Source organism: Psychrobacter sp. Pi2-52, assembly GCF_904846705.1.
Taxonomy (GTDB): Bacteria; Pseudomonadota; Gammaproteobacteria; order Pseudomonadales; family Moraxellaceae; genus Psychrobacter.
Window position 1 is genome coordinate 137,266 of the sequence record NZ_CAJHBS010000004.1, and the last position, 23,609, is coordinate 160,874.

Consider the following 23,609-nt stretch of genomic DNA (forward strand, 5'->3'; position numbering starts at 1 on the left):
ACGAGCAGACTTGTATTAACAATAGGTAGTAAATTTATGAAACAAGCTTTATTAATTTTGTCAGTATTGGGAATGGGTATCGCACAGACGAGTGGTGCTGCCGAAACAACCTTTCAACCAAATAATACCTTGAGTCATACCATCACAAATATTTCTACTTCTGCGAACTACGGTTCTAGTCGCAACATCTATAGCACTAGCAGTGGTGCCCATGTATATAGCAACGATGAGATCAGTCAAGCAATTGACAACCTAAGCGCTCATGCTAAGCAAAAAGAATACCAACTAGCTTCACTGACCAGTCGTTTGTCTTACGAACAGCGTCAGCAGCAAGCAAGCCGTGTACCTGACCGCAACTCTGCTCCTGCTATTGCAGCAGCAAATGCCTCTCGCGTTGCACTATCTAGAAGCTCTGGCTACTGTGCTCGCTATGTACGTAAAGCATTACAATCAGCAGGTTACGAATTTACGCCTAACCCTTCAGCCTATCAGTACGCCTCTCGTGGCACGCTAGCGCAAGCAGGCTTTACCAAGATCAGTAACGACATGGCACCACAAGTTGGTGATGTTGTTGTCTATAACCGTACGTCAAGCCGTCCACACGGTCATATCCAGATCTTTGATGGCAATGACTGGGTATCTGATTTCCGTCAAAACAGCATCAGCCCATATAGCGGTAATTATAGCTATACGACATGGCGTGATTCGCAGTATGTTGACGATGCATCAGATCGTGGTATCTACCTTGCGATGGCTGACAAATAAACATCGGTTAAGTGAAGTAAGCATCAGTTAAATAAGACTAAAGTTTTCTCCAAACTCAGTAATGCTCTTTATGACATTACTGGGTTTTTTTTGTGCTTTGAATAATTACATCTAAGAATAGCTATGTTTAAATGAGTGCAGTTCCTATAAACAAATCAAAGCTCAAAATTTGGCCAATAGTCGCGTTTGTGAAAATCAGGCGGGGAGGCATGGGCCGAGGCAAAGTATAAGTCAGTTTTGCCAAACCATAAGATGACACAAGGATGTATTTGTTCAACCTTCATGTTTGCAATAGCGTATTGTTGATTCGGTAGTTGAGTTATAGGCAGGCTAAAGCTACGCTCATAACGGAAAGGTGTCTGCACTACCGTTGGAGTGCTAGATAACGGGTTCTCCCCTGATATATCTGCTAGCTCTTTACAGTTACGCCAATTAATAGATGCGCGCGTGGTTCCGTCGGTTTCATACAACGGTACTGGCGGTAGTGCCGCAGGGTTACGATAGTTTTCAAATTGATAAAGTGCATAACGACCATCAGGGCTAGTATTGATCTCTATATAAGCGGTTGCTTGCTGAAGTGGTATCTTGTGAGGTTCTATCTGGTGAGTTGCTACGATATCTTCGTCATCATTCTTACAGCCCGCAATCTTGCTGCCAGCAATAAAGCATTCAAGGCACGTTTCTTCCCATAGGTAATCAGTGAAATTTACTTGAGTTTGTTGCCATGTTGACCAATTGAGTTGGTTTGCCAAAGTTTGGCTAGGCAAAGTCACTTGATAGGTCAGCACTAGTTGCAAAGCTGGTTGCTGGATGATCTCTGCACTTACTCCGATAGAGATATTCTCAAGCGCTTCTATAGACACGCCTAATTGCTGAGCGTCTTTCGCTATCGTCTCTGTGGCTATAGAGAGGTTAAAAGATTGGTTCATTATGAGTACATCTCGACGGTAATAATAAAGAGGTGATAGTGACAAGAGAAATCATACTGATTAAGGACACTAATACTATATGGTAAGTATAACCGAGACTATCGGAAAACATAAAAGCCGCGAGCAAGGTGCGTCGCGGCCTTTGTATTTCATTATCATTTGGCTATGATATAAGTGAACATAAAACCCAGTCACTTAATTCCAGTCGGTTATGACATGTTACTGTGCGTGACGTGCTAGGTTAGACAGTTTTGGGTTGGCATTTGGGTTTTGACGTAGCAATAATGCCATACGACCAATAGAATGAACCAAAGACGCATTAGCCGCTTTAGCAAGTTCAGCGCCAACGATATCACGTTCTTCTTTCGTGCCAGCAGGCAATTTCACTTTGATAAGTTCATGATCTGTTAGCGCGCGATCGATTTCTTCAGTGATGGTTGGAGTAATACCCTTGTTGCCGATCATAACGATAGGCTTTAGCTCGTGACCGATGCCTTTTAGACGTTTAATGGTAGCGTTATCGAGTTGCATAGAATTCCTAGGTGTTGGTAAAAATAAAAATGGTACTGTCAAAAACAGTTATTGATCATTATAGATAATCTGTGACCATCTTGCATGAGATCAGCAGGATTTTGCACGATTTTACGTGACGAAAATGTTAAACTGAATGTTTGGTACATTATAAACGCTACTGCCTTATAAAACAGTTATTTAACCAATAGAATTTGGTCAGTTTGCAACCAACCATGAATAAAAAATCTGATTAACACCGTATTTAGAATAATCCGCAACGGATTAATATCAGTTTGTAAGTGATAGCGCAATTAAAGCAGCTAGATTTAGTAAAGCAATAGGAGCAGGTATTTTGGCCACGCGTATCGAAAACAAAAAACTATCAAAGAGCAGCAGTGCTTGGATGAAAGAGCATATTGATGATCATTATGTGCAAAAAGCTCAAAAAGATGGCTACCGTGCCCGTGCCGCTTATAAATTATTAGAAATTAATGAAAAAACCAACCTGATCAAAAAAGGCATGACGGTCGTAGATTTGGGCAGTGCGCCTGGTAGCTGGTCACAAGTGGCTGGTCGATTGGTAGGTGATGATGGTATCTTGATTGCCTCTGATATTTTGGCGATGGATACTTTGCCTGATGTGACCTTTATTCAGGGTGATTTTCGTGAAGCCGAAGTGTTTGACGCTATTATGGCAGAAGTGGGTGATAGACAAGTCGATGTCGTATTGTCTGACATGGCACCCAACACGGCTGGGAATAGTGCTATCGATCAGCCACGTATGATGTACTTATGTGAGCTGGCAGTAGACTTCGCGCTTGCAACCTTACCAGAAGGTGGCGCACTTATTATGAAAGTGTTTCAAGGCGAGGGTACACAAGAATTACGCAAGCAGATGCAGCAGGATTTTAGTAAGATTCGTAGTATAAAGCCAGGTGCGTCACGACCACGCTCAAAAGAGATGTTTTGGATAGCGATTAAATAGTTTTAACATCAATAGGTTGCTGCTCTTGTAAGCGTGAGGGTAAAACACCATAAAGTGTTATTATTGCGATATAAAATCTGCGTCAATTGTTAAATGAATAATCGTGAAACCTGCTTGAATTATGCGGGTTAGCACCACATATCATGGTATATTACCTTTGTTTTTAGCATACGTTTTAGGCAAAGTCGTCTGATAATAAGCGTTTTACAAGCTCAATGATCGTATATCTATGTTTATCTCATACTGATTATTTATAAAAACAATTTTTAGGCTACCTATAAATCATATAAGTTTAATTTAGCAGCTTTTTATTATCAGGATATTCGTTAAAAATGAGCAATACGTTTATAGACGTCACGTGTTTAATAAACACACCAATAAGTAAGGGATGGGAATAACTAGTGAGCGACATGGTAAAAAATACCTTATTGTGGCTGGTGGTAATCGGCGTTTTGGTGCTGGTGTTTAGCGGCTTTGATCAATCCTCTGAGCCGGATAACCTTAACTACTCTGAGTTTGTGACCGCAGTGTCAGAGAACCAAGTAGCCAGTGTCGAGATCGACGGCGAACAGATCACCGGCGAAAAGAAAAATGGCTCATCTTTTGAGACCATTAGACCAGCTGTGTCAGATGACCAGCTCATGCCAATGCTACGTGAGAACCAAGTCGAAGTTCAAGGAACTGCACCGAAGCGCCAAAGCGTATTAATGCAATTACTGATAGCCAGCTTCCCAATTCTATTGATTATTGGTCTGTTCTTATTCTTTATGCGTAACATGCAGGGCGGCGCTGGCGGTAAAGGCGGCGGCCCAATGAGCTTTGGTAAATCGAAAGCAAAAATGCTAACTGAAGATCAAATCAACGTTAACTTCGAAGATGTGGCTGGTTGTGAAGAAGCCAAAGAAGAAGTCGTTGAAGTGGTTGAGTTCTTACGTGATCCAGACAAATTTACCAAACTGGGTGCAACGATTCCTCGTGGTATCTTGATGGTAGGTCCTCCAGGTACGGGTAAAACCTTGCTAGCGAGAGCTATTGCTGGTGAAGCTAAAGTGCCGTTCTTCTCAATTTCAGGTTCTGATTTTGTTGAGATGTTTGTCGGTGTTGGTGCATCACGTGTCCGTGATATGTTCGAACAAGCAAAGAAAAGTGCGCCTTGTATCATCTTTATTGATGAGATTGATGCAGTTGGTCGTCATCGTGGTTCCGGTATGGGCGGCGGTAACGATGAACGCGAGCAGACATTGAACCAATTATTGGTTGAGATGGATGGTTTTGAAGGTAATGAAGGCGTTATCGTCATTGCCGCTACCAACCGTGCTGACGTGCTTGATAAAGCATTATTGCGTCCAGGTCGTTTTGACCGTCAGGTACAAGTAGGCTTGCCGGATATCAAAGGCCGTGAACAAATCCTAAAAGTTCATTTGAAGAAACTGCCGAATACAATCAGTGTAGATGCCAGTTCTCTTGCTCGTGGTACGCCTGGATTTAGTGGTGCACAGCTTGCTAACCTTGTAAACGAAGCTGCATTGTTCGCCGCGCGTCGTAACAAGACTAGCGTCGATATGAATGACTTTGAAGATGCTAAAGACAAGTTGTATATGGGACCTGAGCGCAAGTCCATGGTAATCCGCGAAGAAGAACGCCGTGCCACTGCTTATCACGAAGCAGGTCATGCGTTAGTAGCTGAGCTATTGCCAGGTACAGATCCGGTGCATAAGGTTACTATTATGCCGCGTGGCTTTGCCCTTGGTGTCACTTGGCAGTTGCCCGAGCATGATCAGACCAGTATGTATAAGTCGAAAATGCTGAGCGACATTGCTATTTTGTTCGGTGGTCGTATCGCTGAAGAAGTGTTTATTAATCAGATGTCAACGGGTGCTTCGAACGACTTTGAACGAGCTACTAAAATGGCACGTGCAATGGTCACTAAGTACGGTATGTCTGATGCACTTGGTATCATGGTGTACGAAGATGACGACAACTCGCAAGGATATTTCGGCGGTGGTGGTCGTACCATCTCTGAAGCTACGCAGCAGAAGGTTGATGAAGAAGTGCGTCGTATGCTAGAAGAGCAGTATGATATCGCTCGTGAATTGATTGAAGCCAACCAAGACAAAATGCATGCAATGGTTGATGCGCTTATGAACTGGGAAACTATTGATCGTGACCAGCTGCAAGATATTTTAGCAGGTGAAGAACCACGTCCACCTAGAGTTTACCAGCATAACGAAGTAAACTTGTCGAAAAATGATGTTAAAACAACGGGTGCTACACCGCCACCACTACCAGCGATGTAAGTGCTAGCGTATTCATGTTTGATAAAAAGCCCTTTACGATAAAGGGCTTTTTTATTGTCATCATTTTATCAAGGGTTTAGAACCCTATAAGATTTACTGGTATCATAAGCATAGATAACAATAACTAAAGCTACATTATAAATTTTACTTGTGATGGATTATTCATGTCATTATTCCAATCTTTACCCAACTATCAAGTATCTAGCCGTGATAAAACCTTAGATTTGTCGCAGCCGCATATCATGGGTATCCTGAACGTAACGCCAGATTCATTTTCGGACGGTGGGCAATTTAACGCAGTAGATAAGGCCGTCGCTCATTGTCAGCAGATGATAAATGAAGGCGCTACTATTATTGATATCGGTGGTGAATCTACTCGTCCAAATGCGCAAACTGTGGCAACTAAAGATGAGATACAACGAGTTGTGCCAGTGGTTCGAGCCATTCGTCAGCATTGTGGTGATGCCATTTGGTTATCGATTGATACTAGCAGCCCTGAAGTCATGCAGGCAGCATTTAATGAAGGTGCTGACATTTGGAACGATGTACGAGCACTGAAACGTACTGGTGCGGCAGAGCTGGCGGCTAAGCTTGATATACCTGTTATGCTAATGCATATGCGCGGTGAGCCAACGACAATGAATAATCTAGCACAGTATGATGATGTGATCGATGAAGTGCGTACAGAGCTGCTCGACCGTATTAACGAAGTAGTTAGCATCGGCGTCAAACGAAGCAATATCATTATCGACCCAGGTTTTGGTTTTGCTAAGAACTATGAGCATCATTGCGCGTTATTAAGTCAGCTGAGTAGCTTGCAGACATTAGGGCTGCCAATGATGTTTGGCATTTCTCGTAAGCGGTTTTTAGCAGAAGTATTGACCAAAAGTGAGGTTCAAGCTGTGAGTACGACGCAAGCGGTAGAGCGTGATTCGGCAGGAACGGCAGCTGGGTTGTTTGCGCTACAACAAGGCGCAAGTATTATCCGTACGCATAATGTGGCGATGATGCAGCAAGCAGTGGCTTTATGGAATCAACTGTCAGCATATCGTTGTTAATTTTATTCTATATTTCCGAATGCATAGTGAGATTTTAAGACTATAAATATTCTATACGCTATGCCTGATATTTTTTTCTAAACTATCTAAACCCACAAAACTATCTAAATTAATAAGAGTAAATCTATGACAAGTACAACTCAGCCAGAACCAACCAATGAACAGCGCCGTATCATTTATCAAGCTCGCCGCGGATTAAAAGAATTGGATTTTTATATTGATCCTTATGTCAAAGAGCTGTATCTGACAGCAGATGCTACTGAACAAGCAACCTTTGCAGAAATGCTTACTCATGAAGACCCTGATCTATTAGACTATTTTACCAATCAAAATCGTCCAGAAGAGGACGACATCTGGGCACTGGTCAATAAGATAAAAACATGGCGCCATACCAAAGACTTGGTTTAGGTCTTAAAGAATGGATCGGCACAATATCTAACGTTTCCTATGGTACGCTTATATGACGCTAGTAACCTCGCTACGTATTGATACAGCTATCACGCCTGCCAGTTATTTACGCGCGCTGCTATATGTAGCTTTGACTGGCGTTATGATGATATTGGCATGGTTTGCATCTTTGGCCTTATGGCAGTATTTACTGATCTTAATAGTCTCGGCAGCAGTTGCAAGTTATCTGATTATATCGAGACCGATACTATTACATATTAGTCAGCCATCGCTCAGTCAGCGTGTCGATAAAGAATGGCAATTACTGATACGAACGGGACGCGGCGATGAGTTATGGCAAGCAGAGTTAATCGATATAAATCGCTACCAGTGGGCGATAAGTATCGAGTTCAATATCGTTGAACCTTATCAAAGAACGTTTTCGACTACTATATTTCGCGACCAAGTAAATTACGAGCAATGGCGACAGTTAAATATTTTAGCGAATATCAGTAAGGGTAATGCTAGATAACTGAGTATTTATGGAGCTTAAGTTTTTCCTTTTACGATGAGAAAACTCTACACGTCATAACAAAATAGCTATCTCAAAGGACAAAGAGGTTTGTTATATTAAAATCTGTTATATTAAAAATAGAAAATAAAACTCATAAGTCTGCTGTCCTGTTATTAAAAAACATATAGTCAGATATGAGGTTTCATAAGTTTTAGCAGTATTTTTGTAGTAAACAATACGATAAAAAGAGGAATAGATAATGAGCTTATTAGGGAATTTAGTGAGCCAAGTTGCGCGCAGTGCAATGAATCCAGACGACGCTCAGCGTAATCCAGTTAACCAACGTACTGAAACACGGCAGACTGGCGGATTAGGTGATATTTTAGGTAGTGTACTAGGTGGTGGCAGTCAGGCAGGTGGTTATAGCCCTCAACAAAATAGCCGTCAAGCAGATAATGGTTTTGGCTTAGATGACATCATTGGTGGTCTCACGGGCGGTAGTCAGCGCGGTGGTATGAGTTCAGGTGCTGGTGGACTAGGTGATATTTTAGGTAGTGTATTAGGTGGTCAGCGTACTAATAGTGGGTTTGGTGGTAAAGGTATGCTCGTTGCTGCATTGATGCCTATGGTACTTAGCTGGATCAAACGTAATGGTGGTTTGAGCGGTGCATTGTCGAAAATCACTGGTATGGGCTATGAAGGTCAAGCACGCTCTTGGATGAGTAATAACGAAGCAAACGATAATTTAGATCCAAACGAAATCAACCGCTTATTTGATGAAAACGAAATTCAGCAAGTGGCTGCTCATACTGGTGCTAATGAAACTGAGGTAAGACAAGGACTCGCTGAGCTGTTGCCTGAGGTAATGAATCAGTTAACCCCTAATGGCAATCTGGATAATGAGTCTGAAGCCAATGAAGAGATAGATCAAATTATTAGCCAACTATCTAGCCGTCTTGGTAATTTTAAATAATTTGACAGCTTTGAGTTTGAAAATTTCTAACTGAATTCTTAAAAGTCATGTAGATTAAAATAATGGATAGTATTGATCAAAGGGCACGTTATATAACGTGCTCTTTTTTACGTCTATCACAAGAGCATGACTGTCGGTAAATACCGTTTGGCAGGGACAGTGATAGCGATAGTAAGCCCTTAAAATCGCTCGTCTAGCGTCTCTGTAGTATGATTAAGTGCTGCAAAGCAGATATCGGTGTTAAACCCTCTATACTGTAAAAAACGTAGCTGCTTAGCTTTTTCTTTTTGCTCAACTGGTATCTCATTACCGTATTTTTTGGTACGAGCTATCACCGCCAGTTTTAGCCAATCTACACCGTCTACTAAGTTGTCTGCATCATTATCTACAAACTCACTAAATTCATCAGACTCAGTATTTGCCATATCGATTAGCTCATCGATGTTACCTGGCATAGCAATCTTCTTACGATAGAATTCTTGTTTGATCCGACCACGTCCGCGGCCTTTACGGATATTCTCACGTATCAGCATTAGGGTAGTGCGGTAATCACTTTGATACCCTTTTTCTTCAAACTCATCGAGCAGTGCGTCAATTTTCTCTGGGTCTTGTTCTTTGTCGATCAGCTTTTGCTTTAGCTCAGCCTTACCGTATTCGCGGCGTGATAAATAATAAAATGCGAGCCAACGCAATCGACTTTCTGCTTTGATCGCATCGATTTCTACTTGTTTTTGTTCAGGGGTTCGTAAGTAGGCTTTGAGCGCGGCTGGTATGTTATCGTTTTGGCTGTCTGTTTCACTATCATTGATAGCAAAAATCTCAGATTCATGTTCTGATTTTTTTGGAGACGGCTCAATGCTATCACTAGTACCAGTTGTCAAACCATCACTAATTTCGTCATTATGAATGTCGAGTTTGACTTCTGCCAGCATCTCTTTGATGGTTTGTGCTTCAGGGGGTTGATATGTAGGGGTGTCACTAGGCTCAGCGGTAAAATTAGCCGCTGGATGAAAACGCTTTTTACGTTTTTTAGATTTAGAAGTATTCTCTGACTTAGGAGAGGAGTCTTCGAAAAACGCTGTATCAATAGTAGCGACATTCGTGACTGAATCATCTTTACTTGAACGGATAGTCCGTTTACTAGATTTCTCTCGTTTTTTAGGCTCTTTAGTATGAGAGTTTTTGGACAGTTTTTTTGGTTTGCTATCAACAGAACTAGCTGAGTCGGCACCCGACTCAGCTAAAATTTCAGCTAAGGTTTTAATTTTCATAATGAATCATAGTTACTGACAACGGTTAATCGCTAAACCGTTATTGTACAGGTTCAGAAGCCTGTTCTGCTTCTTCAGTTTCGTCGGCTTTGCTATTTTTCTTTGTACCAAGCTTTTCGTCACGAATTTTGTCTTCGATTTCTTGAGCAATGGCAGGATTCTCTTTTAAGAAAAGCACAGAGTTGGCTTTACCTTGACCGATTTTTTCGTCGCCATAGCTATACCAAGAGCCTGCTTTGCCAACGGCTCCAATCTCCACACCCAAATCGATAACTTCGGCTAAGTGATTCGTACCTTCACCGTAAGTAATTTCGAACTCAGCTTGGCGGAAAGGTGGTGCCATTTTGTTTTTAATGACTTTGACACGGGTCTGGTTACCGATGATTTCATCACCGTTTTTGACCGCCCCAATACGGCGAATATCCATACGTACAGAGGCGTAGAATTTCAGTGCGTTACCACCAGTTGTGGTCTCAGGGCTACCGAACATAACGCCGATTTTCATACGGATTTGGTTAATAAACACCACCATACAGTTAGAGCGTTTGGCGTTACCAGTGATTTTACGTAGGGCTTGGCTCATAAGACGCGCTTGTAAACCCATGTGTGAGTCGCCCATTTCGCCTTCAATCTCGGCACGTGGCGTCAAGGCAGCTACTGAGTCAATTACGATCATGTCGATCGCGCCTGAGCGTACCAACATATCGGTGATTTCAAGTGCTTGCTCGCCATTGTCAGGCTGCGAGAGCAATAAGTCATCAGTATTTACCCCAAGTTTGCGTGCATAAACAGGGTCAAGTGCATGCTCAGCGTCGATAAAGGCACAAGTACCACCTTGCTTTTGACATTCTGCAATAGCTTGCAGAGTCATCGTCGTCTTACCTGAGCTTTCTGGGCCGTAAATTTCAACGATACGGCCTTTTGGTAGACCACCAATGCCAAGCGCAATGTCTAATCCTAGAGAGCCTGTAGAGACCACGTCGACATCCATAATGGCCGAGTCATCGCCTAGATGCATGATGGTGTTTTTACCAAATTGCTTTTCGATTTGACCTAATGCCGCTTTGAGGGCTTTAGCTTTATTGTCGTCCATATTGGATTCCTTGTTTTCGGTAGTTAAGTTAATGCTATAAATAAAATATTGGTACTGTTAAAACCTTTGGCAAACGCATACTGACTGTTATGAAGTCGGTAATGATTGTTTGGCTGTTTTATCGAAAAATAGGTTGTCACGTGACTGGTATAGGTAGTAGTATCGAATGTATCATTCTACTATACAGTAAAATTAAATAGCGAGAGAAGTAAAAATAAGTCCGTAATACACTGTCGTTATCGTTGTTTTTAAGTCAGACTTGGCGTGCTAATTACTCGACTCAACTTCTTAACGCTGTTGATTTGATAAGGTAATTATAACAAAAGCAAAGCACTATAATGAGCGTTGAGGGATGCTAGACGACACTATCTGTCGTATGGTATGACGCTGAAAATCTATAGAAATGATGCGATAGGTCGCTGTTGTTTTGAACCTGATAATGACTATGCTTGTCAATAGATTTAGGAGTTGTCCACAACAAATAAAAGGCTTATTTTTGCTAATTGTGAAACATTATGAAGAATTAAATTATTTTAAAAATTATTTAAAATAATTTTTTATGTGTTTGAATTTAATATAAGTATTTGATTTTAAAGGTTTTATAAATTGTACAAAAAATGAACGATTTTACCTTATCCTTTAAGTTGCTTAGCTATAAAGTTGTCAAGTAGTGACTTATGCACAGGGTTATCCACAGCTTATGGGGAGAACTCTGTAAAGCCTTATAATACATAAGTTTACGTAGATTATTAGTATTAGGAACGGATTCAATATTTCGTATTTAATCATTTTATAGGCACAATTTTGTCTATAAGTAGCGCTATGGGCGCTATGTTTCACAAATTATAAATTTATCTTTTTTTATGCATAATCATACTATAGGTATTAAAAGTCAGGAGTATGACTCAAGATATACAGCTAAGATATCAGCAGACATAGTTATGTATAGGATGTCTAGTATTTTTAGAGATATTTTCTACAGCCTATAGAAGGCCACAAAAAAGCGGCTACGTCAGATAGCCGCTTTGTCAAAACATTTAAAAGTAAAGCTGTATTAATCAGTCTTTGATATAGATCAAATCCCAAACACCATGCCCACGGTCGAGGCCACGACGTTCAAACTTAGTCATTGGACGAAAGTCAGGACGCTCAGTGAAATTACCTGTACCTGCTTTGTTGGTCAATCCAGCGAAACCATCCAATACTTCAACCATCCAAAATGCATAATGCTCCCAGTCAGTTGCTGTATGGAACCAGCCGCCTTGTTTTAAGCTGCGCGTAACGATGGTCATACGTTCAGGACTGACAAAACGACGCTTATAGTGACGCTTCTTTTGCCATGGATCAGGGAAGTATAGCTGAATACGGTCGATATGGTTTTCTGGTAGCTGCTTGAGCAATTGAATGGCATCACCGTTGATGATTTTTACGTTGCTCAAATCTTGGGTGCCAGCCATATACGCACATTTACCAATACCAGGCTCATGCACTTCTACACCGACAAAATTACGAGTAGGGTCAGCGGCCGCCATCTCAATAAACGAATCACCCAAGCCAAAACCAATCTCAACTGTAAGCGGCGCATCTGCACCGTTAGGGCTATCAGCAAATAACGTACGTAGGTTATCAATACCGGTAAGATCGCCATCACCAAAACTGTTGTTGACCAAATACTCAGAAAACTCTGGAGCAGTTAATGCAAGCTCAGCGTTTTTGTTCATGTGCGTACGGCGCTTCATAAACGTATTGACGATGCGGATATGCTTGTCAGAGGTCGGTTCTATCTCTTGGCTAGTGCTGTTATCGATATCGATAGGCTCGCTTGTGCTATTAAGGGTTTGCTCATCAGTAGTATTGGTACTATTGACGTTGTCATTGATATCAGAATGTTGACTCATAGGATTCGTAAGGCTTAATTAGGTGGGTGATGTTTGCTTATTATAAGTTAAATCCATACAACTGTGAACGGACAATCCTATTTTCGCGTATTTGCTGGTCGGTGCTGTAGTTTCTCTATGTTACACACGGGTTTTAGCGTTATCATATAATGGTATTTTTCAAATGCTTTTTCTAAGAGTCAGTAAGTAGAGCGTGTTGCCATGTTATTTATCGAGACAGATTCACCGCCACCATTTTATCAAGAGTCGTTAACACCTACTAAACGTAAGCAGTTAGACAAGTGGTTCATCGGTAATCGTACCCAGCGTTATTATCTCAAACGTTTTGAGCAGTTTGATCAGCAAGATTATCTGTCACCAAAATGGCATTGGGCTGCGTTTTTTATCACTTTTCCTTGGCTGCTATATCGCAAGCGCTATATGGATGCGATTGTCTATAGTGTCGCAGGGTGGTCTTTTATCCAGCTAAATGTCGCGCTGGTGCTAGTCGCTTTTGAGTTTGTAGCGATGTCCTATATACCAAATGCTTATCAAATGGCAACACGTATCGGCATTGCTGCCGTTATTTGGCTGTTTTGGTCTGCTATGGTGGCACGCTGGACGGATGCGTATTATTACCGAATGGCAAGGCGTGAGATCGCTGATGCGATAAATGATCATCCGCGAGATGAGGCCGCACAGAAGGCGCATCTGCAAAGAGAAGGTGGCGTGAGCTTATTTGGACTGGCATTAGGGTTTGGTTTTTTTGCGTTTTCGCTATTAGTGATTAAGGTGCAGTTTTTACCGATTATTGCCAAGCCAAAAGCAAACGAAGTGTTGTTCGACGCTTATGATATTGCAAAGAATGCCCAAAACCGAGTGGCATTGATTTATCAGCAGACAGGGCAGTGTCCAGTAAATCTGCCCCTGAGTACCGAGCAGCAGCAACTACGCATGCATGTCGATACTCAGGTCGCTGGTGTGCCAGAAACCGACTGTGCGGTAGTGGCAACGATTCAGAACGTGACGTTTCCGATACGCTATTTAAACGAGCAGACGCTGGTCTTTTATCATATACCAGATAGTGATAACTGGGATTGCATAAGCTCATTGAATAAAAAACAAGCCCCTAAAAACTGCATAGCTGATTAGAGGCTGTATTTGACGAGTACTTGTAGGTGTTGCTAGTGCTGAGAGCTGATTCTTAGAGCTAATGCTTAGAGTCCGTCGCAGTATCATCCTTTTCCTCAACTGGTGTTGCTTGGCTCTTTAACGCCTCATAAAAATCGGTCAAATCCATTTTACGTGCTTTACCAATGTCTTCGTCAAACAAGCTTTCAAGCTCAGCCATTGCTGATTGTGCGGATTCAATCATGCTAGCTTCATCATCGTAGATAGCTTGTTGGCGTTCGATCAAGTCATCATCATAATCACGGAACGTTTTCACTGTTTCTCGCGCTTTTTCTGGTGAGATACCTAATAATTGTAATGATTCGCGTGACATGTCCAAAGACGACAAATAAGTCTCACGCCAAATATGACGCACGCCAACCTCACGCAAACGGTAATAGTGCTGACGATCGCGCGCTCTTGCTAATACAATCAGTTCAGGATAATTCTTACGAAGATACTGAGCAGTAGTGATAGAACGTTCTAAATCGTCGATGGCAAGAATAAACACTCGCGCTTTTTGAATACCTGCTGCTCGTAAAATCTCAGGGTTTTTCGGATCGCCATAATAGACTTGGTTACCAAATTTGCGTACAAAATCTACTCGGTTTGCCGAGCGTTCAATGGCGGTAAATTCGATATTATGCATGCGCAGTACACGGCCAATAATCTGACCGACACGGCCAAAGCCTGCAATAATGACCTGATGTTCATGATCGGGAATGGTATCGTATTCGCGGCTCGGCTTGCTCTTGGCAAATAGCGGCTCACCCACTTTTTCTAACAACAAGAATGCCAGAGGTGTCAGCGCCATCGAGATGGTAACCACAAGATTAAGAGTATTGGCAAGCTCGGGACGCAAGACGTTTTGAGCAGTGGCGACACTGAATAGGACAAAGGCAAACTCACCACCTTGGGCTAGGGTTACGCCCAATCTGATACTGGTCGGCCAGCGATTGCCCGATACCTTTGCAATACCTGCAATCACTGCAAACTTGATAAACATCAACGCGAGCGCACAGCCAATAATAAAGATGGGCTCTGCCAAAATGAGTTTGACATCGGTGAGCATACCGACCGACATAAAGAATAGACCTAGTAGCAATCCTTTAAAAGGTTCGATACTGGCTTCTAATTCGTGACGATATTCGGAGTCTGCTAACAATACACCTGTCAAAAATGCACCTAACGCCATGGATAGACCGATTTGACCCATCAAGATAGATACGCCCATCACTATAAATAGGGCGACCGCTGTCAGTAGTTCTGACGCACCACTGGAAGCCACAAATTTGAAGAAGGGTCGAACCACGTAACGGCTGGCAAAAATCAGACCGGCAAAGACAGCAAATACTTTACCAAAATAAATCAAATCGTAGCTTTGTTCACGCACCCCTGATAAAAACGGAATGACTGCTAACAATGGAATGACCGCAATATCTTGGAATAATAAAATAGTGAAGGCTTCTCGACCGTGCGTGCTCGAAAGCTGCTGTTTTTCAGTCAGTATCTGTAGTACAAACGCAGTAGAAGATAGCGCTAAACCAAAACCAACAATAAAGGCAGTATCTAGTTGTAAGGAGAAAAACTGGTGTAGGAGCCACATCAGTAGCGTACCAGTCAAACCGACCTGCAAACCGCCCAATACAAATATAGAGCGGCGCAATGCCCAGAGCCGCGAAGGCTGTAACTCAAGCCCGATAATAAAAAGCAGCATGACCACGCCAAACTCTGAAAAGTGCAATAGACTTTCAGCATCGCCTGCCACATCCAAGCCACTTGGGCCCAATATGAGTCCAGTGATAAGGTAGCCTAAAACCGTTGCAATGCCGAAGCGTTTACCGAGAGGGACAAAGAGCAATGCTGCTCCCAAAAAGATAGTGGCTTGCAACATAAGATTTGGTGAGCCGGCGGCGGCAGCAAACATCTGGGCTCCTTAAAAATTTGAATAAAATATACAATATAAAATGAACGTGACTAAAATCAGTATGGCTAAAACGATATCGCGCTAGTATCTATTATTTTTTGCGATAAATTTTCCACACACCATTGTCTGCAAGCGGATTATTATAAGCATCGTTGCGGCGTTTACGCGGTGTCTGGCGACTATCAACAATCTTAAAGTCAGGCAGGGCATGTACAATAAGACCCGTACGATAAAAGCGTACCCGCTCAGGCTCTAGCATCTCGCCCTTACTATCACGACAAAAAACATAAGCACGCAGATCGATAAATTCACGATGCGCTACCAGTCGCGCTTCCTCGTCGTTATCTAGCACCGCTGTCATACGCTCGATTTCATCATCCGTATATTGACCACATTTATCGGTCAGAGCACCTACTGACCCAAAGCTTTTAGATTCTTTGGCGCGTGTCTTAGTTAAATGTAGACGCTGAACGTGATAAATGAATTGTGGTATCTCAAGGCTGGCTGGGAGCGGTAGATAGTCAGGTGGCATATTGGCCGCTGGATAAAAATCCTTGGCACGCTCAAGCAGATTTTGCCAACGTTGCTGATAGGTTTGGACCTCGGCTAAGTTGCCTTCGTAGATAGGCATATCACGGATTTGTCGTAAAATATCAGGTGGAAACTGTTCATTACGAAAGTTTGCAATGTCTTCTTGCAGCGTTGATAACAAAACTTTGGCGTGTTTTTTACCATCTTTTGATGCAGGATCATCGATATAGTCTGGGGCGACAAAGGGTGCTGAGCGTCTAGACATAGTGTTGTATCATCAATAGATAGAGTAAAAATACCAAAAAGTATGATTATAAAAATTAACTGGGGTGCTAAACAAAACTTTATAATAGTTATTATAACCACATAAGCCGATTTGAACTTAAGTTTTTTAAGTTGAATAAAGCAAAAGTTTGTCGTAAACCACGACTGCTTTGATGTAATCTAGATTCTAGTTCTAATTCCACGTAATTTTTAGTAGGAACCAGTATCAGATGCCTATACTTGTATTTTCTAGGTCGTATTTCAAGTTACTGACTTCTTTATTCAGTCATTTAGCTGAAAATGTATCGTCAATGGTTATGGCCAATATGACTATTATCATCAGGTAGCTGTCCCGAAATATCACAGACCAAGGCATCGCTATGTGAGATATTCTGAGGATGAGACGAGCTTTCGACCTGAATAGTAGCATGGTGAATACCAAGCTCTAGCAGTCTTTGTTCTAGACTGGTAATTAGAATATTTGATTCATGGATACTCATTTCACCATCGACCACCACGTGACAAGATAGTGCATTAAGACCGCTAGTAATACTCCAAACATGTAAGTCATGTACTTTTTGTACTTGAGAGTCTTCGAGTAATTTTTGCTCTACATCGACTAGCGATATATTGGCAGGCGTTCCTTCCATTAATATATGCACAGAATCACGTACGACGCGGTAGCCACTGATTAAAATAAGTACGGCAACGATTACTGATGCCACTGCGTCTGCCCATACCCAACCAAAACCCATCATAAGTAGCGCAGCGATAATCGCAGCTACTGACCCTAATAAATCGCTCAATACGTGCAAATAGGCGCTTTGCATATTGAGGTTAACGGGTTCTTCATTATTAGGTTTCTGCTCTGCGACCTTGGCATCATCCGTACCATGATTATGGCCATGTGACTCGTTACCTTGATTACCTCGGTGCATTAGCCAAGCGACCAGAATATTGATCAGCATACCGATAGTCGCCACGATAAGCATGCCTTGGGTTGCAATTTCTGGTGGTGAGTTAAAGCGTTTAATCGCTTCATAAAAAATCATCAAAGCAATTATGACAAGTGTCGCGCCATTTACCGTGGCAACTAATATCTCAAAGCGCTTGTAGCCGAAAGTTTTCTGATGGGTAGCTGCTTTTTCGCCAATTTTAAATGCGACTAAAGTGGCACCAAGCGCTATCGCGTCGCTTAACATATGCCCTGCATCAGATAGCAAGGCTAAACTACCGGTAAGCCAACCACCAATGGCTTCGATAAACATATAACCAGTAATGATAATAAAGCTGAACAGCAAGGTGCGCTGATAGCCCTTGGTGTCTCGTGCTGTGGTTGTCTGTTCTAGATGCTCATCATGATCGTGATGGCCTTGGTTTTCCTGGGTGTAGTTATTTTCTTCATCTTCGCGAACGTACTTAGGCACATCCGTCCTATCATGCTGTTGGCTATGATTGTGCTCGTCAGAGTTTGGATTATTTGAATTCATAATAATACTCAAATTCGCTGATAATTGCGTTCGATAGATGATATTTACTGATATGACGTTTACTAATAAGTGATGTTTGCTATAGGTAGAGTAGGCGTAGAGCCTTTACCGCATATCATTTATGGTTATAAATTTAACATAGCCAAGCATGAGAAGCTGTAACAACGAAGTAAACATGATGAGGAGATGAGTAGAAAGATATACACCCATTTGTTGAGAACTAAGTGAGAACTACCAACCGACAGGATCAATGTCCAAAGTAAGCTTAAGGTATTTAGCGCTTGGTAGGGCAAGCACTGGCTGCCACCACTGTCCCAACACGTGGTGCAATTGACGACGATCTTTAGCCAATAGCAAAAGCTGTGCATGGTAGCGGCTGTTCTTTTTACTCATGGGCGCATCAATAGGACCGAGAACAGCGAGGTTATGAGCATTCGGCAAATGCGCAATAGCATCCTTGAGCGCTTGAGTAGTAGCTACCAATGTTTTGCCTTCGCAGCGTATCAATGCCGCATGTCGATGAGGAGGCAAGCCCATCATTTGACGTTCTTGCAGTAGCTCGCGCGCGAATGACAAGTAGCCATCTTTGACCAGTTTCAATAGTAACTCGTTATCAGGTTGCAACGTTTGAATCAATACGCGGCCAGCTTTGTCACCTCGACCAGCACGGCCTGCCACCTGAATCATGAGCTGTGCGGTATGCTCTGGTGAGCGAAAATCTGCTGACAGAAATCCACGATCGGCATTGGGTAAGCAAACCAACGTGACATTGGGGAAGTGATGACCTTTGGCGACCATCTGTGTTCCGACTAATATGGCTGGGTTGCCTTTATTGATTTGCTCATAAATGTTTTCCCAGCTGTCTTTGCGTCTTGTGGTATCACGGTCTATTTGAATAATCGGATAGAGCTCTTTGCTGGTTTGAGGATTGGCAAAGATTGCGTGTAGATTCTCGCTGAGCCTTGTCGTTCCCATACCTTTAGCGTCTAGGTTTTGACTGCCACAATCAGGGCATACGGTAGGTATATAGGCTTGCCAATCGCAATGATGGCATTTCAAATAAGAGTTGCTTGAATAACTGTTTCGCTGGGATTGGCCGTTATAGTGAACGGTCAGGTGCGCGTCACAGCGCGGACAATCTGCTTGCCAGCCACAAGCCTCGCATAAGAGAACAGGCGCATAGCCACGACGATTCAAAAATATTAATACCTGATCACCGGCTTCTAGCGTTTGCCGTATCGCCCCGATCATGGCATCCGTCAGCCCTGTATCATAGCGCGCACCGTCATCTTGAGCCTGTTGATGGGTACTTTGCAAGCGAGCATCGATCAGTTGCATGGTTGCAGGTTTGGCATTACCCGGACGAGTAAGCAGTTGGCATTCTGCTAGTTTGCCATCATCGACCAGTTTTAAATGCTCAAGAGAAGGTGTGGCAGTACCAAGTATCACTGGGATTTTGTACTGCAAACCTCGATAGAGAGCGACATCAGCGGCATGATAACGTAACGTGTCTTGTTGCTTATACGAGCCATCATGCGCCTCATCAACGACAATCAGGCCTAAGTCTGCGAAAGGATATAGTACAGCCGAACGTGTACCGATCACGATTTGTGCATGCCCCGTGCGGCAGTCTTGCCAACCTTGTAAGCGATGAGTGTTAGTCATGCCAGAGTGCAATAGCACAATATGGGCTGCGAACCGACTGGCAAATCTTGCCCGCGTTTGCGGTGTGAGACCAATCTCTGGTACCAAAATAAGAACCTGTTTACCAGCTTCTAGTACAGCTTGCATCGCTTGTAGATAGACCTCGGTTTTACCACTACCAGTAATACCGTTGAGCAAAAAACCAGTATAAGTACCGGACTCATGGGCAGCAATAATAGCGTCAACCGCAAGTTTCTGCTCATCATTGAGATCAAGTGGCATTTTTGCCAGTTTGACTGGAGTAGGTGCTTGTTTTGGCTGAATATAGCGCTCAACTAGCCCTTTATCTTCTAGCGTCTTTAAAAAGGCTCGTTGCATCCCTTCTAGTAGCAATACATCTTCACTGGCGCCGTGCTGACCATGTAGCTTTAGCATATCGAACTGCTGCTTTTGTTTCTTAGCATTGGCTCGAAAATCATCATCAGTGATATGAGGCAAAATTCGCCAATGGGTAATCAGTAAATCTAATGGTTTGCCTTGACGAACAAGGCTTGGCAAGATAACTGCTAACACGTCGCCAAGTGGATAATGGTAATAGCGCGCCAACCAATAGGCAAGCTTGAGCATGCCAGCGTCCAAAATAGGCTCAGCATCTAGACATTTATTAATGGGTTTGATCTTATTAGCAGGTACGCTGCTATCGTCTTGTGAAATATGAGCAATCACAATGCCAATCAGAGTCTGACGACCAAACGAAACCTCAACACGGCTGCCAATTTGCGGTATCGCACTGTCTGGTAAAGCAAGCATATCAGCTGGTAGGCTATAGTCAAACACCCGATAAAGGGGAACGGGCAGAGCAACTTGTACCAACATAAACGGCTTCGCAGTCTTATTAGGTGAATATGAGATCAGAATAATAGAACAGAGACCAATAAGCTTAGCATGATGCTAAGCTTATTATGATATAACTTATAGGCTGTTGCTAAAATGAGCACTTAGTAATGAGGCTTAACAATTAGTACCTAATATTAAGCATCAAATATCATCTTATTCGATATAAAGAATAGACTCAATTTCTACCACGCCACCTTTAGGTAGAGCAGCTACTTGGACGGCAGCGCGGGCAGGATATGGCTCGCTTAGATTGGCGACAAACACTTCGTTCAAGACAGCAAAATCACTCAAGTCAGTCAAAGATACATTGAATTTAACCACGTCATTTAGACTGCCACCAGCTGCTTCACAGATAGCTTTGATGTTTTCAAATACTTGCTCAGCCTGTGCTTTAAAACCTTCTCTTAGCTCCATCGTGTCAGGATCAAAACCAAGCTGACCTGAGATATAAACAGTATTGCCGACTTTTACAGCTTGTGAATAAGTGCCAACTGCTGCAGGTGCTTTATCAGTTTGGATGGTTTGACGAGTCATAGGGTATCCCTTTTATATTTTATGTGAGTGATTCATTGCTACTAGAATAGCAGTTCTATTTTAGCTATTTGCATCATGACTATACCAGTGATACAAATCAGCAAATGCGCTTATTATAATTGATATAACCTTATAATGTTAGGGAAACCTAGCAACGAGCGTAGTTCACGGATACCCTGTGCTAAGTGGTTGCGACTACGTACCACGATATGAATAATGGTATCAGTATTGCGAACATCAACGGTTTCAACACCCATATTGAGCTGGCGCAAGTGATAGATAACTTCACTGATTTGCTCGTCACTAAGCGCAATAGAGAGCTTTAAATAAGCAGGAAAACGAATCTTGCCGCTGTTTTTTAAGTCATGCTCGCCGATGTCACCTTGTTTGACAGCATTGTCATTGCGCCAACGTAATTGGATCACCTGATAAGGATTGTCTTTGCGGATATCGTCCAGTGAGAAACACTTATGTCGATGAACGACCAAACCATGACGCGATAAATGCCCTACGATAGGATCGCCATATATCGGATGACAGCAATTGGCAAAATCAAGCTCGACGCCAGCAGCATTAGCGATCAGCTGTTGCGGTTGGGTCATGTCGTCGCTATGTACTTTTGCCTGTAGATCGCTCAGCTCATCGCTAAATAAACGTGTCACGACTAGCTGAGGAAGTAGCGTACCTGAGCTTATTTGTTCAAATAACGCATCTTTTTCTGTCAGACCGCGCCATTCAGTCAGGTCTTTCCAATCAGCATCTGTCAAATCATCAAAACTTTTCTGATGCGTTCTGAGCGCACGATCTAATGCTTGCCTGCCATGGTGTTGTTTGTCAGCGACAGACAGATCTTTAAACCAACGTAAAATCTCTTCACGGGCTTTGTTAGTCACTACAAATCCCAACCACTCAGCTTTTGGTTCTGAGTGGCTGTTCACTTCTATCTCAACGGACTGTCCATTTTTTACCACGGTACCGAGCTTTGCAGCTTTACCATCGATATTTGCACCAACGGCAACGTTACCAATCATAGGCCCGACCGCGTAGGCAAAATCTAGCGCCGTTGCACCCTGTGGAAGCTCGTAAGCACGCCCTTGAGGGCTATAACAAATGATTTTACTAGAGTGCAGATAATCCATCAGCTCATTAATGGTAGAGACTGCCGCTGAGAAATCAGGACTGTTTTCATTCAGATTGTCTTCGTCGACCAAATCTTTCATGTTACGCAAAGATGCTTGGATGACCGATTGACTCACATCAGATGCGTGCTCTGCCCCGATGACACCAAGTCTCGCAGCGCTTTGCATTTGCTTAGTCAATATAGTGACTTTTACCACATCATTGTCACGCTCATAGATGAGGGTGAGGGACTGGTTACCGCCTGGTAGCGGACGACGAATATTATCCGCAATATGGGTATCATCAATCTGATATTTTTTGATTAGATAATAGGCCAGTTTGTCACAGGCTTCGATATTATCAAGGACGATTTCAAACGCGTAGTGACGCAGTAGCGCATTAATCTCACCGCGATTGCGGAAAAACTGACGATATATGACCACACGATTGTCTAAGACTTTGACCAGACCATTGAGATCCAAGTTGTTTAGCACGATACTCAAATAACGATGAATCGACTCTCTTTGAAAGTTTCGTCCAAGCCCATGTTGTAACAGTTTATCAGACAGCTTGTTGTACATATCAGAGTCTAAATTGCGATAACACAATACTTCGATATAGTCAGCAATATCATTCAGACCCATTAATCGTGCAAATGGCACATAAAAATCCAAGGTTTCTTGAGCTGTGGTGCGTTGCTTCTCAGGACGTACCGCGTCTAGCGTAGACATATTATGTAGACGGTCAGCAAGCTTGATAATGAGTACACGCGGATCAGCGAGAGTGGCGGTTAAAATTTTATGAAAGGTGGCCGCTTTATTCTGCTGCTTGTTATGTGAAGAGGACTTTAGCTTGGTCACACCATCGACCAATCTTGATACAGTTTCACCATAACGCTGCTTGATTTGCTCATCACTAACTTCGGTGTCTTCGACCGTATCATGCAGGATTGCTGCAATGATGGTATCTCGATCTAAGCGAAAGCCCGCTAGTATCTCAGCGACAGCGATTGGATGCGTGATATAAGGTTCCCCTGATTTGCGCTTGTCTTTAATGTGCGCAATATCTCCGAACTCACAAGCATCAACAATATCACGGCGCTCAGCAGCAGTGAGATAACCTACCGAACGTAGTAAATTATATTGAGCATCATCGACGAGGTGATGACTGAGTTTGGTTAGGGTTTGACTCATAAAATAATGATCCTATTTTCCATGACCTACTTGTTGGGCCACTTACCGAAGCAAATGGAGGCTAAATAATGACCTACCATACAAAACTTAAGGATGAGTACGCCATTCTCTAATTAATCGCAAATCGCTTTCAATGTCAACTGATAAGCGTGTGGGCGATGAAAAAATTTCACTCAGT

General features: G+C 42.6%; 19 protein-coding genes. 8 read left to right on the forward strand and 11 right to left on the reverse strand.

Annotation, left to right across the window (positions count from 1 at the left end; translation table 11 throughout):
• Nucleotides 1–36 precede the first annotated feature (36 nt).
• Complete coding sequence (locus tag JMY00_RS03920) at nucleotides 37–765, forward strand: CHAP domain-containing protein (RefSeq protein WP_201579199.1); 729 nt, start codon at nucleotides 37–39, stop codon at nucleotides 763–765.
• Between the two features lie 155 nt (nucleotides 766–920).
• On the opposite strand, the gene JMY00_RS03925 is transcribed toward JMY00_RS03920, so the two are convergent.
• Together JMY00_RS03925 and JMY00_RS03930 are read right to left on the reverse strand one after the other, a co-directional pair.
• A complete protein-coding gene (locus JMY00_RS03925) occupies nucleotides 921–1,694 on the reverse strand; it encodes a hypothetical protein (protein WP_201579200.1) in 774 nt (257 codons plus the stop codon).
• A gap of 219 nt (nucleotides 1,695–1,913) precedes the next feature.
• Nucleotides 1,914–2,225, reverse strand: coding sequence for a YhbY family RNA-binding protein (locus JMY00_RS03930; protein WP_058024582.1), 312 nt, complete (start codon nucleotides 2,223–2,225; stop codon nucleotides 1,914–1,916).
• Nucleotides 2,226–2,559: 334 nt separating this feature from the next.
• On the opposite strand from JMY00_RS03930, the gene JMY00_RS03935 reads away from it, so the two are divergent.
• The 6 genes from JMY00_RS03935 to JMY00_RS03960 all read left to right on the forward strand — a co-directional run bounded on the left by JMY00_RS03935 (nucleotide 2,560) and on the right by JMY00_RS03960 (nucleotide 8,421).
• Nucleotides 2,560–3,192, forward strand: coding sequence for an SAM-dependent methyltransferase (locus JMY00_RS03935; RefSeq protein ID WP_057761424.1), 633 nt, complete (start codon nucleotides 2,560–2,562; stop codon nucleotides 3,190–3,192).
• 401 nt (nucleotides 3,193–3,593) lie between these two features.
• A complete protein-coding gene (ftsH, locus tag JMY00_RS03940) occupies nucleotides 3,594–5,489 on the forward strand; it encodes an ATP-dependent zinc metalloprotease FtsH (RefSeq protein WP_057761422.1) in 1,896 nt (631 codons plus the stop codon).
• A gap of 164 nt (nucleotides 5,490–5,653) precedes the next feature.
• Nucleotides 5,654–6,547: a dihydropteroate synthase gene (gene folP, locus JMY00_RS03945; protein ID WP_201579201.1), complete on the forward strand. Its 894-nt coding sequence runs from the start codon at nucleotides 5,654–5,656 to the stop codon at nucleotides 6,545–6,547.
• Between the two features lie 126 nt (nucleotides 6,548–6,673).
• A complete protein-coding gene (locus JMY00_RS03950; RefSeq protein ID WP_057761419.1) occupies nucleotides 6,674–6,955 on the forward strand; it encodes a succinate dehydrogenase assembly factor 2 in 282 nt (93 codons plus the stop codon).
• Nucleotides 6,956–7,007: 52 nt separating this feature from the next.
• The gene (locus JMY00_RS03955) at nucleotides 7,008–7,466 is read left to right on the forward strand and encodes a hypothetical protein (protein ID WP_201579202.1); all 459 of its coding nucleotides are present in this window, start codon (nucleotides 7,008–7,010) and stop codon (nucleotides 7,464–7,466) included.
• A gap of 241 nt (nucleotides 7,467–7,707) precedes the next feature.
• Complete coding sequence (locus JMY00_RS03960) at nucleotides 7,708–8,421, forward strand: YidB family protein (protein WP_102092773.1); 714 nt, start codon at nucleotides 7,708–7,710, stop codon at nucleotides 8,419–8,421.
• A 179-nt stretch (nucleotides 8,422–8,600) separates the two neighbouring features.
• Here JMY00_RS03960 and JMY00_RS03965 read toward each other — a convergent pair whose 3' ends face one another.
• From JMY00_RS03965 to trmB, 3 genes are all read right to left on the reverse strand, one after another.
• Complete coding sequence (locus JMY00_RS03965; RefSeq protein ID WP_201579203.1) at nucleotides 8,601–9,692, reverse strand: regulatory protein RecX; 1,092 nt, start codon at nucleotides 9,690–9,692, stop codon at nucleotides 8,601–8,603.
• Nucleotides 9,693–9,732: 40 nt separating this feature from the next.
• A complete protein-coding gene (recA, locus tag JMY00_RS03970; protein WP_101205782.1) occupies nucleotides 9,733–10,785 on the reverse strand; it encodes a recombinase RecA in 1,053 nt (350 codons plus the stop codon).
• Between the two features lie 1,058 nt (nucleotides 10,786–11,843).
• The gene (trmB, locus tag JMY00_RS03975; RefSeq protein WP_201579204.1) at nucleotides 11,844–12,683 is read right to left on the reverse strand and encodes a tRNA (guanosine(46)-N7)-methyltransferase TrmB; all 840 of its coding nucleotides are present in this window, start codon (nucleotides 12,681–12,683) and stop codon (nucleotides 11,844–11,846) included.
• 201 nt (nucleotides 12,684–12,884) lie between these two features.
• Between trmB and JMY00_RS03980 the strand changes: the two genes are divergently transcribed.
• On the forward strand, nucleotides 12,885–13,814 hold the full coding sequence (locus JMY00_RS03980) for a DUF2628 domain-containing protein (protein ID WP_201579205.1): 930 nt from the start codon (nucleotides 12,885–12,887) through the stop codon (nucleotides 13,812–13,814).
• A gap of 58 nt (nucleotides 13,815–13,872) precedes the next feature.
• On the opposite strand, the gene JMY00_RS03985 is transcribed toward JMY00_RS03980, so the two are convergent.
• The 6 genes from JMY00_RS03985 to JMY00_RS04010 form a co-directional block, all read right to left on the reverse strand.
• Complete coding sequence (locus JMY00_RS03985) at nucleotides 13,873–15,759, reverse strand: monovalent cation:proton antiporter-2 (CPA2) family protein (RefSeq protein WP_114700593.1); 1,887 nt, start codon at nucleotides 15,757–15,759, stop codon at nucleotides 13,873–13,875.
• Between the two features lie 91 nt (nucleotides 15,760–15,850).
• Entirely contained in the window at nucleotides 15,851–16,555 is a 705-nt protein-coding gene (locus tag JMY00_RS03990; protein WP_201579206.1) for a hypothetical protein, read from the reverse strand.
• Nucleotides 16,556–16,862: 307 nt separating this feature from the next.
• Nucleotides 16,863–18,044: a cation diffusion facilitator family transporter gene (locus JMY00_RS03995; protein ID WP_201579207.1), complete on the reverse strand. Its 1,182-nt coding sequence runs from the start codon at nucleotides 18,042–18,044 to the stop codon at nucleotides 16,863–16,865.
• 231 nt (nucleotides 18,045–18,275) lie between these two features.
• Nucleotides 18,276–20,564 carry a primosomal protein N' gene (locus tag JMY00_RS04000; RefSeq protein WP_201579208.1) on the reverse strand — a complete coding sequence of 763 codons (2,289 nt, stop codon included), beginning with the start codon at nucleotides 20,562–20,564 and terminating at the stop codon, nucleotides 18,276–18,278.
• 174 nt (nucleotides 20,565–20,738) lie between these two features.
• Nucleotides 20,739–21,119: a RidA family protein gene (locus JMY00_RS04005; RefSeq protein WP_057761400.1), complete on the reverse strand. Its 381-nt coding sequence runs from the start codon at nucleotides 21,117–21,119 to the stop codon at nucleotides 20,739–20,741.
• Nucleotides 21,120–21,232: 113 nt separating this feature from the next.
• Complete coding sequence (locus JMY00_RS04010; RefSeq protein ID WP_201579209.1) at nucleotides 21,233–23,431, reverse strand: HD domain-containing protein; 2,199 nt, start codon at nucleotides 23,429–23,431, stop codon at nucleotides 21,233–21,235.
• Between the last annotated feature and the right edge of the window lie 178 nt (nucleotides 23,432–23,609).